The sequence below is a fragment of the Plectonema cf. radiosum LEGE 06105 genome (assembly GCF_015207665.1).
GTDB lineage: Bacteria > Cyanobacteriota > Cyanobacteriia > Cyanobacteriales > Nostocaceae > Rivularia > Rivularia radiosa_A.
Window position 1 is genome coordinate 1 of sequence record NZ_JADEWL010000175.1, and the last position, 12,576, is coordinate 12,576.

General features: G+C 36.8%; 12 protein-coding genes and 1 pseudogene. 3 read left to right on the top strand and 10 right to left on the bottom strand.

The window, feature by feature from the left end; translation table 11 throughout:
* A pseudogene (locus IQ247_RS33770) lies at positions 1 to 66 on the top strand (IS200/IS605 family transposase); the annotation flags it as partial.
* Between the two features lie 114 nt (positions 67 to 180).
* On the opposite strand, the gene IQ247_RS28455 reads toward IQ247_RS33770, so the two are convergent.
* The 6 genes from IQ247_RS28455 to rbsK form a co-directional block, all read right to left on the bottom strand.
* Entirely contained in the window at positions 181 to 402 is a 222-nt protein-coding gene (locus tag IQ247_RS28455; RefSeq protein ID WP_193925117.1) for a DUF5615 family PIN-like protein, read from the bottom strand.
* The gene (locus IQ247_RS28460; RefSeq protein ID WP_193925118.1) at positions 392 to 712 is read right to left on the bottom strand and encodes a DUF433 domain-containing protein; all 321 of its coding nucleotides are present in this window, start codon (positions 710 to 712) and stop codon (positions 392 to 394) included. Before IQ247_RS28460 ends, IQ247_RS28455 begins: the two co-directional genes overlap by 11 nt.
* A gap of 109 nt (positions 713 to 821) precedes the next feature.
* Positions 822 to 1,745: a nucleoside hydrolase gene (locus IQ247_RS28465; protein ID WP_193925120.1), complete on the bottom strand. Its 924-nt coding sequence runs from the start codon at positions 1,743 to 1,745 to the stop codon at positions 822 to 824.
* Between the two features lie 27 nt (positions 1,746 to 1,772).
* Positions 1,773 to 3,044: a cytosine deaminase gene (gene codA, locus IQ247_RS28470; protein ID WP_193925121.1), complete on the bottom strand. Its 1,272-nt coding sequence runs from the start codon at positions 3,042 to 3,044 to the stop codon at positions 1,773 to 1,775.
* A 53-nt stretch (positions 3,045 to 3,097) separates the two neighbouring features.
* Positions 3,098 to 3,991, bottom strand: coding sequence for a class I SAM-dependent methyltransferase (locus tag IQ247_RS28475; RefSeq protein ID WP_193925122.1), 894 nt, complete (start codon positions 3,989 to 3,991; stop codon positions 3,098 to 3,100).
* A 91-nt stretch (positions 3,992 to 4,082) separates the two neighbouring features.
* A complete protein-coding gene (gene rbsK, locus IQ247_RS28480) occupies positions 4,083 to 4,997 on the bottom strand; it encodes a ribokinase (protein WP_193925123.1) in 915 nt (304 codons plus the stop codon).
* 254 nt (positions 4,998 to 5,251) lie between these two features.
* Here rbsK and IQ247_RS28485 point away from each other — a divergent pair, with 254 nt between their 5' ends.
* The gene (locus IQ247_RS28485; protein ID WP_193925124.1) at positions 5,252 to 6,235 is read left to right on the top strand and encodes a DUF6263 family protein; all 984 of its coding nucleotides are present in this window, start codon (positions 5,252 to 5,254) and stop codon (positions 6,233 to 6,235) included.
* A gap of 51 nt (positions 6,236 to 6,286) precedes the next feature.
* On the opposite strand, the gene IQ247_RS28490 is transcribed toward IQ247_RS28485, so the two are convergent.
* Positions 6,287 to 7,378, bottom strand: a complete 1,092-nt coding sequence (locus IQ247_RS28490) for an alpha/beta hydrolase family protein (protein ID WP_322745592.1) — start codon at positions 7,376 to 7,378, stop codon at positions 6,287 to 6,289.
* A 719-nt stretch (positions 7,379 to 8,097) separates the two neighbouring features.
* On the opposite strand from IQ247_RS28490, the gene IQ247_RS28495 reads away from it, so the two are divergent.
* Positions 8,098 to 9,276 (top strand): patatin-like phospholipase family protein, encoded by a 1,179-nt coding sequence (locus IQ247_RS28495; protein ID WP_193925127.1) that lies wholly within the window; start codon positions 8,098 to 8,100, stop codon positions 9,274 to 9,276.
* An 85-nt stretch (positions 9,277 to 9,361) separates the two neighbouring features.
* Here IQ247_RS28495 and IQ247_RS28500 read toward each other — a convergent pair whose 3' ends face one another.
* From IQ247_RS28500 to IQ247_RS28510, 3 genes are all read right to left on the bottom strand, one after another.
* Positions 9,362 to 10,447, bottom strand: coding sequence for an ABC transporter ATP-binding protein (locus IQ247_RS28500; RefSeq protein WP_193925128.1), 1,086 nt, complete (start codon positions 10,445 to 10,447; stop codon positions 9,362 to 9,364).
* A 96-nt stretch (positions 10,448 to 10,543) separates the two neighbouring features.
* Positions 10,544 to 11,380 (bottom strand): carbohydrate ABC transporter permease, encoded by an 837-nt coding sequence (locus tag IQ247_RS28505; protein ID WP_193925129.1) that lies wholly within the window; start codon positions 11,378 to 11,380, stop codon positions 10,544 to 10,546.
* A 96-nt stretch (positions 11,381 to 11,476) separates the two neighbouring features.
* Positions 11,477 to 12,364, bottom strand: a complete 888-nt coding sequence (locus IQ247_RS28510; protein ID WP_193925130.1) for a carbohydrate ABC transporter permease — start codon at positions 12,362 to 12,364, stop codon at positions 11,477 to 11,479.
* Positions 12,365 to 12,576 lie beyond the last annotated feature (212 nt).

A 12,576-nucleotide genomic window follows, 5' to 3' on the forward strand; every position in this document is an offset into this window, starting at 1 on the left:
ACTACAGGCAAAGTATCTTCAGCTATTATCGAAGCGTATATTAATGACCCGCACCATTACAAATGACGAATTAATTGTCAATGGCACGCCTGATAAATCAGGTCGTGTCAGCATTCCGCCCCGACATGAATGACGTATGAGTATCAATTCCTTTAATTCCTTGATACTCATACTTCGGGGCTACCTGCTTCCCGTGTTATTAAGGTGTAACTTAATAAAATCATCGTCATGAGTTACAATTACTCGATTTTCATTTAAAGTAAAAGTTAACTGTGCTTGATCTGAAGCGGATATTAATCCTCTTTCTGATGTGGTAGTAACTTCGATTCCTCGACGACGCAACCCTTCAGCAACTGCATTACTGACACTTTCATCAATATGAAAGCGAATTTTAGCTTTCATTTGTAGCGTTTAATTTTGCTTGCAAAACAGAGGAAGTTTGCGATTTAATTTGACGTATATAGACTTCTTCTTCTTCAATTTCCTGCCTGATTTGATCTAAATTATCGTGATAAAATGCAAGTGCTGCATACACATCGGATAATGTAATATTTGGGTAATGATAAATGATTTCATCAGGAGACATTCTCTTGCGTTCGTGATAAATTACAATATCTTGTACCCGAATTCGATGACCTGCGATACGGGGTTTTCCACCACATATGCCTGGTGTTATTTCAATATGTTCGGCAATTATAGGCGTTTTAACCATAGTAATAATATTCTAAAGACTTATAAATACAAAAAACCTTAATATCCCATTATTTATTATACATAAATACATCAGAGATATATAGGCAGTGAGACCTCTGATTATTTATCTATCTTTTCCACTGTTGCAAAATATAATCATAAAAAGCTTGTTTATCTACTTTATCCATTACAGAAACTTTTCTTCCTGATGATGCAATTTTTGTTCTTCCTTGACTTTTGCCGTTGGTAATAATTTCTGTTTCGATTTCTTTGATTTGAAAAAATTCTGGACGTGCTAAATAAGCTGTTGCTAATACGTCCCAAAAATAATAATCTTGGGGAATTACTAAAGCATAACATTGTCCTGCTAAATCAGATATGGGATAGTTTCTTTGTTTGCCCATTTTCTGCACAATTTCTGATGTCACGGGGACGTTATTAGTAATATCTAAAGGACACATAATGATTTCAATTTGAGTATCCCACACCTGTGCTACTGAAATTGGGTCCCAGTAAGCGTTCCATTCGGCAGTTCCATCTTGTCCCGGTTGCCAATTTTTCTCAACGTTACCGGGTACATTTAATGCACCTCCCATCCACACAATTCGTTGAATTTTTGTTTCGATTTCTGGTGCTTTTTGTAAGGCTGTTGCAATATTTGTTAATGGTCCAGTTGCCATGATTGTTACTGGTTCGGATGCTTGTTGGAGTACTTTTACAGTAAAATCTTCACCGGGTTCTGTAATCAAAGGTGTGGTGATAGTTTCCTGTTGATTAAGTATGGGAAAATGGTCAACGACAAAGGAATCACGACGGTAAAGATTGGGAAAGGGATTAATTCCCCGCACTTTACTTTCTGCGACTGGAATATCACAAAATCCCATTAAATCGAGAATTTTTCGAGTCGCATTAACCGCAGGTTGTGCGTAACAATCAGCCGCTGTCACGACAACACCAAGCGGTTGAACGTTATCCATAGTCATCAACAACATAGTTGCCAAATAATCGTCCACACCACCATCATGATCCATTAATACGAGTTGTTTTGACATAAAAAATTAAAAATTAAAAATTAAAAATTAAATACAATTTCCTGTTAATGAAAAATTGGTCGTTGCTGGTATAGTCGAAGCAATAATTTTTCCTTGAGAAATCACGTAGCGGGGTTGATTGCGAATACGAATAGCATTGTAAGCATCGGGTTGATCTAACACAATCAAAGAGGCGGGTTTGCCGATTTCGACTCCATATTTATCTTCGATATGTAATGTTTTAGCTCCATTACTTGTAACCATTTGATAACAAGCGTTGACTTCTTCTCTTCCAGTCATATGACAAATATGTACTCCCATATGAGCGACATCTAACATACTTCCTGTTCCTAAACTATACCAGGGGTCTTGGACACAATCATGCCCGAAACTGACGTTTAAGCCATTTTGCCATAATTCTTTGACGCGGGTGACTCCTCGACGTTTGGGATAAGTATCTGTACGTCCTTGTAAGGTAATATTAATCAGTGGATTAGCAATAAAATTAATTTGGGTGCGTTGCAGAAAACCCATTAATTTATAAGCATAAGCATTATTATAGGAACCGAAAGCGGTGGTATGACTGGCTGTAACTCGATTACCGATTTGTGTATGAATAGCTTCGGCTGCGACAACTTCTAAAAACCGCGATTGTTCATCATCAATTTCGTCGCAATGGATATCAATTAAACGATTATATTTTGCTGCTAATTCAAATATTCGTTTTACCGATCGCACTCCCGAATCTCGTGTCAATTCATAATGGGGAATTCCTCCCACTGCATCCGCACCCATTTCTAAAGCTTTTTCTAACAACATTTCGTTTTGGGAATCCGAGTAAATCCCATCTTGAGGAAATGCAACTACTTGTAACGTCATCCAATCTTTAACTTCATCCCGCAATTGTAATAATGCTTGTAGTGCAATTAACTGCGGTTCGCTGACATCTGCATGGGTTCTGACAAATAATATACCTTGAGCGGCTTGCTCTTTCAACATAGTCAGAGCGCGATTTTTTACATCTTCGATAGAAAGCTGTTGTTTGCGATCGCCCCAAATTTGAATTCCTTCAAACAGTGTCCCACTTTGATTCCAACGGGGTTCTCCTGCTGTTAAAACTGAATCTAAATGAATGTGCGACTCAACAAAAGGGGGTGAAACTAATTTTGATGCTAAATCGATTTCCACCTTAGCAGATTCACTTAAATTATGAGAGATAGCAGTAATAAAACCATCTTTGATTCCAATATCAACAGGTTCGCTATCTTCAGGATCAAATGTAATTAATTTACCCCGACGTAGAATTAAATCGTAAGTCATTCGCGGAATGGATTTTAGATTTTGGATTGTCCTCTTTTTAAAAGAAGGTTTAATTATTTAACATCTTGGAGAGTGAGAGCAAAGACGGATGCATCTGCGAGTAGAGATTTAGCAATAGCAGGATCGATTCCTAACGGTTGCAAACAAGTTAGTTGATTTAATACATTGAGCATACTGTGTGATTGAAGCTTAAATCCTTGCTCAGCAGCGAACTGCTTAACCTCTTCGATATTATCAAAGTAGCCATCTTCAAGAGATGTTTCCGTCATTTTATTAACTGTGAGTTCAAATTTTTCCCAAGTCGGACTAATTTGCCATCTTAATTTCAAATCTTCTTTCGTAACCAAATCCGGAGTTATCAATACACCACCATAAACCTGAAGTAATTCTCGCACATTGCTAAACACCTGCTGCTTTTGTTTGAGCGTTAGGTACATTAACAATCCTTCACATATTACAGTAATCGGCTTTTGGGAATCTAGATAATCTGCATTCAGAGGAAATTGGCTCGGTTGACTGGTAGCATCAATAGGAACAAAGTACAAATTTGAGCGATCGCCAACTAACTGTTTTACCAGTTGCTGTTTGCGATTAATCATTGCTGGTAAATCGCTTTCAATAAAAATATTGTTAGAATCGCAAGAAAAGGTCATACCTCTTGGTAATAATCCAGAAGCTAATTCTATAACCTGCTTTGATGAAAATTCGCTCATCAATTTATTGATAGCTTTGTAGCGTGCTTCAAATAAAGCAGCAGTTTCGACAGGTCTATCTAATTTTTGTCCTTGAAATTGCTCCACAGCAGTTTCTAATTGTTCCACAAAAGCTTCAGCATTAACCAATTGTGACAATTCTTTGGAATAAGGAATATCAGTAAATTGTCGAGCGTAAGCCACCATTAAAGATGTAGGGCTAATTTTATCAAAAGAACTTGCTGTACTAGACATAATTATTCCTCGATATTAAATCGCTTTTAGACTAACAAAAAATTACGCACTGTTAGCGAGGGATGCTCCTGTCAGAACAGACGTAGCAATGCTACGTCTCTAAAAATTGCTCAAATACAACTCTATCAGGTAACGAAGGTTGTGCGCCGGATTTAGTTGCTGCTAATGCACCTGCTGCTGCACCCCACATCACGGCTTGACGTAAGGTAAGTCCCTCGGAAAGCGCTGCTGCTAAACCTCCGTTGAAAGCGTCTCCTGCTGCTGTGGTGTCTACTGTTTGTACTGGAAATGCTGGTGTAAAAAAGCTTTCTGAGAGGGTGCAACAATAAACACCTTTTGCACCGAGTTTGACAATTGCACACTTGACACCTTTTTGTAGTAAAACCTCGGCTGCTTTCTTTGCTGAATCTTCTCCATTCACTGTAAAACCTACTAATTGTGATGCTTCAACTTCATTTGGTGTCAGAATATCTACTAATGGATAAAGTGATTCTGGCAACTCTTTATGTGCGGGTGCGGGGTCGAGAATTACTTTGACTCCGGCTTTTTGTGCTTCTTTTGCGGCTGCAATTACGGCAGGTATGGGAATTTCTAATTGCAATAACAGTGCTTGTTTTCCGGGTAATAATCGTGAGAGTCTTTCTACATCTTGTTCACCGACACACCCGTTTGCACCGGGAATCACGACAATTTGGTTTTCTCCCGCATCATCTACAGTAATAATTGCCACACCGGAACTTACTGCTTCATCAATAAATACGTTGTCTGTTTTGACACCAGCCATTTGCAGATAATTCAGAAGTTCTTCACTAAAACCTTGTTTACCGACACGTCCGACAATTTCCGTAGAAATGCCTAATTTTGTCAGTGCGACTGCTTGATTAGCACCTTTACCACCTGGTACTTTACAAAAATCTCGTCCTAATAATGTTTCACCTGCGATTGGTAAACGAGGTGCTGTTGCGACCAAATCTATATTGATGCTACCGAAGACGATAATACTCATTTTAATTTTAGATTTTGGATTTTAGATTTTAGATTAAAATGTAAAACTAGGCAAAATTTATTTTGGGATTTTAAATTATAGATTAGGGAACTTTCAAATATGGTGTATTGTCAATAAAGTGAGATTTTGCTGTTGGCAAATTTTCAGTTTATCATCTTTTTAGTTTGTCAAAACTGATTATAATTATTAATCACGACTCTTTCCATTTTCACCTGTATACTTGATATTTTGAGTTCTCACTATCTATTAACCTCATGAAAAAATTATTTTTAGCTAGTTCGATTTTTTTTGTAATTGCCGGATGGGGATTAGAGCAAAATTTAACAAGTGTTAATGCTCAACCAGCTTCTGTAGTTATTCAAACCCAAAAGCAATCTACTAAACCTACTAGTGTAAAATTACCTCAATTAAAAGTTGTTAGTACGGGAACTGGTAAGAAAGAAAAATTACGTTTTACGCCGAAAGTCGGAACTAAGCAAACTGTAAATGTTACTTTGAATAAAGACACTTTGATGTCTATTGGTGATTATAAAATGCCTAGGGCAAAGTTACCAGCCTATATTATCACTTTAGATTCAACAGTTACTAAAGTAGAACCCAATGGAGATATTCATTACGATATTGCTTATAGTAATGTAAATATTCAAGGTGATGCTCAAACCAAACCGGAATTAATTGAAGTTATTAGCAAGCAAATAGAACAATTGGAAAATTTTACAGGTTCTGCGGTGATTAGTTCTCAAGGTATAACGAAAAAAATTGATTACGCAATTCCAGCAAAAGTAGATGTCAATATCAAGTTTCTTGTCGAACAATTATCTAATTCATTACAACAATTATCTTCACCAGTTCCACAAGAAGCGGTGGGAACGGGTGCAAAATGGCAGATTAATTCTGAAACAGATATTAACGGAATTAATCTCAAACAAACTACTACTTATGAATTGGTAAATATCAAGGATAATGTTGCTACTTTAAATGTTGATTTACAGCAACAAGAAAAATCATCTCAAGTAATTGATTATCCTGGATTACCTTTAGATGGTATTTTAACTCTACAATCGTTTAAAGGTAATGCAAAAGGAAAAGCGACAATCCAGCTAGATAAAGTTATGCCGGTAAGTTCTCAACTTTCTTTACTTGCTGACAGTCAATATATTGGTAAAAACGTTAATACTTTAGAAGAAACTCTCATGACTTCTCAGTTAACAATGGATATGAATATTCAAGGTAAATAGTAATAATTTAGAGACGCGATACATCGTGTCTCTAGATTTTTCCCAAAATATCTATTTTCTACTGTTCAAATTATCAACATTTAAATTTTTAATTTTATTCGTCCCCTTCCACGCAACAAAAGCAAAGCTCAACGCTGCTAAACCCCATATAGAAGATGCTTCGGGAATCGGTTTGATTTGGCTGATAACTGTTACATTTTTATCTAATAAATCACCAGTCGAATATACATAATTAAAAGCTTCCTTATCATCAAGCACGCTAGCACGTAAAAATAACCCACTCCAACGTGCAACGGTTTCTACCGCGACATCTTGAGGTATTGTTGGAATATTGGGGTCTGGTATCGGACCATCAGGGTTATTAGTATTAGTAATACCGTAGTGATTTGCACCTAAAATACTAATTAAAGCTTTGGGGGGATTTTGAATATTATCGTAAGTTGCCTCGGCTCGGAAAGGAAGTGCTATACCATCACGGTTTCCCTGTATTAATGCGGTAGGAATTCCAGAATTATTGATAGGGATAAATTCCTCTGTAGCTTGGTTACGGAGGTTTGCACCAAAAAATGCCCCTGCAACTAATTCATCAGGTTGGTTAAAAGAACCTTCACATAAAATAGGTTGGATACAAAGGTTTGCGATCGCGCTTAATCCTACAGCACCCCCTGCGGAATGACCTAATAAAGCGAGTTTGTCTGTATTAACAACGCCATTTATAGGTGAAGTAGAATTAGCATTTTCGCTCTTTACCTGTGCGAGAACATCATTTATTTGCGAAGTTTCCGGTAAAAGTCCATTAAATCCGAATTGCGGTAAAGACCTCGGATGATTGGGTACGACTACTACAAAACCATAGCGGGCTACAATACTAGCATATTCAGAATAACTTGATTTATCTACATTGGCACCTTGCAGTAATAAAGCAATGGGAAAGGAATAGTTACCACTGTTTAAATCTCTGGGCTTGGGAAAGTAAATATCTGTCTTATTATTATTTCCAGAGATAGTTGTGCTGTATGTTCCGACATCTTGATAAATAGGTGCGGGGTTGAAGTTTGCTGCTTTAACTGTTTGTGCTGTACTCCAAAAAATCAATGCTGTACTAGCAGATGTTATTGATAATGCTTTGAGCTTCACTACCACCAATCACTCCTTATGTAAGTATTTTTATGTAAACTTACTGTTAGATTACTTGATATCTTGTTGCTCAACAAGTGATTTTACTGAAACATTAAATTAACTAGGACTTACGCAAAATTCACGTAGCTTCGTCATTACGAGCGATGAACCGCACCCGCGTCGGGTGAATGCTTCCCTACACTATGTCCCTTTCGGGACACGCTGGAAGAACGTTTCGGTCGCTGCGGACAATTTTGGCAAAGCGTAAGTCCTGTTAACCTGTAACCATTTTGTGTTTTTTTGTATTTGATATTACAGAAATTTATCTCTAAACAACAAAGTATTATTCGCAAATTATTTAAATTAAAATTTGAGCTTTAAGTACTTAAACACAATTATTTATATAATTACTAATTAGTTATATTACTGTTTCCTATTCCCTGCTTAAAACAAATATCTGATTAAAAAATTATCTGTTTAATGAGAATATCTGTTTAAGATTAGAGATTTTGTGCCGTTGAGATAACTGTACTACAATTTTATCAATATAAAATGTTTTATATTTAACCAAAGCAAATTATTAATATTTTAAGATTTTACACAATATCTCTAATTGTGATTTGTACCTGTTTGTATATTCTATAATTGCAGCAAATGACAATATTATTAATAATAATTTAGGCAAATATCTATATATTAGTTAATCGATAAACACAAATTATCATCCAGGGAGAATCATCAAAATGCCTTTTAGGATATTAAGTTTAGATGGTGGAGGAGTTCGGGGAATCGTTGCAGCAAAAATTTTAGTTTATATCGAAAATCTGATTAATCAACCGTTAAATGAGTACTTTGACTTAATCGTCGGGACTTCTACAGGTTCTATTTTAGCAGCGGCGATCGCAACGGGGCGCAGTAGTCAAGAAATTGTCGATTTTTTCCAAAATAAAAGCTCAATTATCTTTCCTTATCAAAGCCTCTTTTCTTTAAAACGAATACCTTTAATATTAAGGTACGGTATATCTGCTCCTAAGTATTCTAATAAAGGTTTGATTCAAGTTTTACAAGGTGTTTTCGGAGAAACAAGACTGTTCGATCTTGGTAGTTCACCAAGGCTATTAGTTGTATCTTATGACACGATTGAACGGGAACCAATTATTTTTAAAAGTTGGCGACCAGATAAAGCCTATGGTAACGTTCCATTGTGGGAAGTATGTGTTTCTTCTGCATCGGCTCCTACTTATTTCCCAGCATATAAATTAGATAAAAGAGTTAACGGAAATGTTAAGGATGCAAGTATAAATAGTATTATTTTAAGCGATAATGAATCTACCGTTGATAATGTATATCAAAACGCCGAAATTAGAATTACTGACGGTAAAGGTAGCGGACAAACTCGGATTATTAAAAGTTATATTGGTGCCATTAGACAAGCAATAGTCAATCCTGCTTGGGATAGAATTCCCGATAAAACATCTGCTTATTCAATTAAAACGATATACTCGGCAATTGACGGTGGAGTTGCTGCAAATAATCCCTCTAGTTGTGGTATTGCAGAAGCATTACGCTTTGGTTATTCAAATGACGAAATTTCTGTACTTTCGATCGGAACTGGAGATAGAACCCGAATTATTCCTTTTCAAAAAGCGCAAGAATGGGGCTTAATAGAATGGGCTCAACCAATTGTTGGTGTATTGTTTGATGCTTCTTCCGATATTTACGAGTATATAAGCAAGCAAATAGTTCACGAACAGCTTTTACGTTTGCAATTCAATCTTGATAAGTCTTTGACTGGTAAACGTTTAAGCGATGATTTAGATGATGCTACCGAAGAAAATATTAATAATTTACTTGAAGCAGCAGACGCTTACATGAATTTACCCGAAGTAAAAGCTGGGGTACAAAAGTTTTTACAATTTTAGATTTTAGATACTTCGGCAAGCTCAGCACAAGTTTTGGATTTTAGATTGTAATTATCAGAGTTTATTAACCTTTAACCTCTAACCTCTAACCTTTAACCTGATACAACGCATCTCCTGACTCAACATCAAACCAGTGAATGTTCCCAGAGGGTAGAGCCAGGGTAATTTCTTCATTGTCCCAATTTTGGTCGGGAGGTAATAAAGTACGTATAATCGGCGATTCTGTTTGGGAACTAGCAATACGCACACTAACCAATTTGTACATTCCCAAATTTTCGACTAAATATACCCGCCCTTTTACGGTTTGCGTATCTTCCGGTAATGCGACACGAACGTGTTCCGGACGAATACCCATAACAATTTGCGGTGGTAAAGTCGGAAGTTCTGGTAAATTTACTGAGGAATTACCAAGTATGGCATTATTTCCTTGGCAAGGTAAAGTAAGTAAATTCATTTGTGGACTACCTACAAAACCAGCGACAAATAAATTAGCTGGACGGTTGTAAATGTCTGCTGGTGGTGCAAGTTGCTGTATGTAGCCGTTATTAAGAACTGCGACTTGAGAAGAAAGGGTCATTGCTTCCGTTTGGTCGTGAGTAACATAAACTACCGGAGCTTGTTGGGCTGCAAATATCTGCTTAATATCGGCTCGGACTCTTTCCCGTAACAAAGCATCAAGGTTGCTCAAAGGTTCGTCTAGTAAATATGCTTGAGCTTTCCGTACCAAAGCTCTACCCACAGCAACCCGCTGTCTTTGCCCCCCAGAAAGTTGTCCGGGTTTGCGTTGAAACAGTTCTTCTAAACCCAAAAGTCCCGCTACTTCTGTAATTCGTGCTTGAATTTCCCCACGGGGTACTTTTTTCAACTTTAATCCTGAAGCGAGATTTTCCTCTACCGTCATGTGGGGGTATAGCGCATAGCTTTGGAATACCATAGCCATATTGCGATCGCCAGCACGTTTGTAGGTAATATCCTCATTTCCCAAAAATACTTTTCCTCGCGTCACTTCTTCCAAACCTGCAATCATTCGTAAAGTTGTAGACTTACCGCAACCGCTAGGACCGAGTAATGTGAGAAACTCGCTATCCTCCACAGATAAACTAATATCCTTTACCGGAACAACTTTCGGAGAAAAAGTTTTATTTAAGTTTTTCAGTTCAAGTTTAGCCATATTAAAGTTGGTAATTGGGAATTGGGAATTGGTAATTGGTAATTGGTAATTGGTAATTGGTCAATATTTTAAATTTATAACTCCGGTGGTACTAACTCATCCCTTGACTGCTCCTGCGGTAAGTCCTTGGACAATTTTCCGTTGGAAGAACAATACTAATAAAACTAAAGGTAGTGTTCCTAAAACTGTAGCCGCAGCGATAGGACCATAGGGAATTTCAAAAGTTGAGGCACCGCTTAATTGGGCTGCTGCAACAGGAATTGTTTTCATGTCTTCGCGGGTAATAAATGTTAAGGCAAAAATAAATTCATTCCAAGCAAAAATAAAAGTCAGAATTCCTGTTGTTACCAAAGCCGGGAGAGTCATCGGTAGGATAATTTGAGTTAGCATTTGCCAAGTATTGTAACCATCAACTCTAGCAGAATCTTCTAAATCTTTAGGTAATTGCTCGAAAAAACTACGTAATACTAAAATAGTCAGTGGTAAATTTATTGCAGTATAAGGAATTATCAATGCCAGATAATTATTACCCAAACGCAGCATTTGGACAATTTCTAACAATCCTAAGAATAATAATATTCCTGGGAATAAAGTAACAATCAAAATACCCGCAAGAATAATATTTTGACCCTTCGGACGCAACCGCGCTAAAGCATAAGCAGCAGGCGCACCTATACCCAAAGAAAAAGCTGTAGAAACAATCGAAACAAAAGCACTATTTAGTATGTAACGCCAAAAGGGACGACGAGTAAATAATTCAGTGTAATGACTCAAAGTAATCCGAGTCGGAAAATAAATAGTGGGTAGTTTTGAAATATCCTCGTTAATTTTAAATGAGGTTAATAATTGCCATAAAGCTGGTGCTAAACTAAAGACAACTACAAAAATAATTGCCATCCATAATAAGATTTTTTTTAAAGATTTTTTTTTCATATTAATGGTTAAAGGTTAGAGGTTAAAGGTTAGAGGTTAAAGGTTAAGATTTCTCTAGCGAGCAAGATGCTCGCACTAACAACTAAGAACCAACAACTAATTAACACGAGATATACGAAGTAGTAAATTAGCAATTAAAACTGCAAAAACTAGCAACATAAAAGTTACTACAACCAACGCTGCACCATAACCAAAATCTAAATAACGCATGATGGTAGAATAAATATAAAGTGATACAACTTCCGTTGCTCCTCCGGGACCACCACCTGTCATTACCGCAATTAAATCGAAGATTCCAAATGCTTGAGCAAAACGAAATAATACAGCTATCAAGATTTGTGGTATCAAAAGTGGTAAGGTTATTTGCCGAAAACTTTGCCAAGGTGTTGCTCCATCAATAGAATGTGCTTCATACAAATCGGCGGATATTGACTGCAAACCAGCTAACAGCAAAATACTGATAAACGGTGTTGTTTTCCACACATCCGCAACGATAACAGCAATCATTGCTAAAGTCGGTTCTCCCAACCAATTTATACCAGTTTCAATAAAACCCAACCGCAGTAAAATATCGTTTGCTACTCCATATTGGTCGTTAAAAATCCAAGCCCAAGCTAAACCAATTAAAGCAGTAGGTAAAGCCCACGGTAAAATTGCAGTAGTCCGCACTACACCACGACCGAAAAATTGCTGGTTTAAAACCAAAGCTATTATCAATCCAAACAGCAATTCCAAAGTTACCGAAGCGCTAGTAAATATAATCGTTACCAAAAAACTTTGCCAAAAACGACCATCTCCTACCATCCTTCCGTAATTATTCAAACCCGAAAAAACTGGCTGTAATTGCGTTCCCAAGTTTTCTGTAAATAAACTTAACCAAAAAGCACGAGCAATAGGATAGCCAAAAACTAATAACAGCAACAGCATAGCTGGTATTAACAAAATCCACGCTGTTTTTTGTTCTCTACTCCGAATTGTTTCCATATTAGTAGTTAGTAGTTAGTTGATGGTGGTTAGTTCATAGTTGATAGTTGATGGTTGATAGTTGATAGTTGATGGTGGTTAGTTGATAGTTGATAGTTGATAGTTGATAGTTGATGGTGGTTAGTTGATAGTTGATAGTTGATAGTTGTTAATTGTTGGTGCTTGTTGGTTATTAGTAATTGATGGTTGATTGTTATTTATTTCCCCATCTC

What these genes read in the sequence shown, in the direction of transcription:
- IQ247_RS28455 (WP_193925117.1), bottom strand. Translation starts at nt 402, where the DNA reads ATGAAAGCTAAAATTCGCTTTCATATTGATGAAAGTGTCAGTAATGCA.
- IQ247_RS28460 (WP_193925118.1), bottom strand. Translation starts at nt 712, where the DNA reads ATGGTTAAAACGCCTATAATTGCCGAACATATTGAAATAACACCAGGC.
- IQ247_RS28465 (WP_193925120.1), bottom strand. Translation starts at nt 1,745, where the DNA reads ATGTCAAAACAACTCGTATTAATGGATCATGATGGTGGTGTGGACGAT.
- codA (WP_193925121.1), bottom strand. Translation starts at nt 3,044, where the DNA reads ATGACTTACGATTTAATTCTACGTCGGGGTAAATTAATTACATTTGAT.
- IQ247_RS28475 (WP_193925122.1), bottom strand. Translation starts at nt 3,991, where the DNA reads ATGTCTAGTACAGCAAGTTCTTTTGATAAAATTAGCCCTACATCTTTA.
- rbsK (WP_193925123.1), bottom strand. Translation starts at nt 4,997, where the DNA reads ATGAGTATTATCGTCTTCGGTAGCATCAATATAGATTTGGTCGCAACA.
- IQ247_RS28485 (WP_193925124.1), top strand. Translation starts at nt 5,252, where the DNA reads ATGAAAAAATTATTTTTAGCTAGTTCGATTTTTTTTGTAATTGCCGGA.
- IQ247_RS28495 (WP_193925127.1), top strand. Translation starts at nt 8,098, where the DNA reads ATGCCTTTTAGGATATTAAGTTTAGATGGTGGAGGAGTTCGGGGAATC.
- IQ247_RS28500 (WP_193925128.1), bottom strand. Translation starts at nt 10,447, where the DNA reads ATGGCTAAACTTGAACTGAAAAACTTAAATAAAACTTTTTCTCCGAAA.
- IQ247_RS28505 (WP_193925129.1), bottom strand. Translation starts at nt 11,380, where the DNA reads ATGAAAAAAAAATCTTTAAAAAAAATCTTATTATGGATGGCAATTATT.
- IQ247_RS28510 (WP_193925130.1), bottom strand. Translation starts at nt 12,364, where the DNA reads ATGGAAACAATTCGGAGTAGAGAACAAAAAACAGCGTGGATTTTGTTA.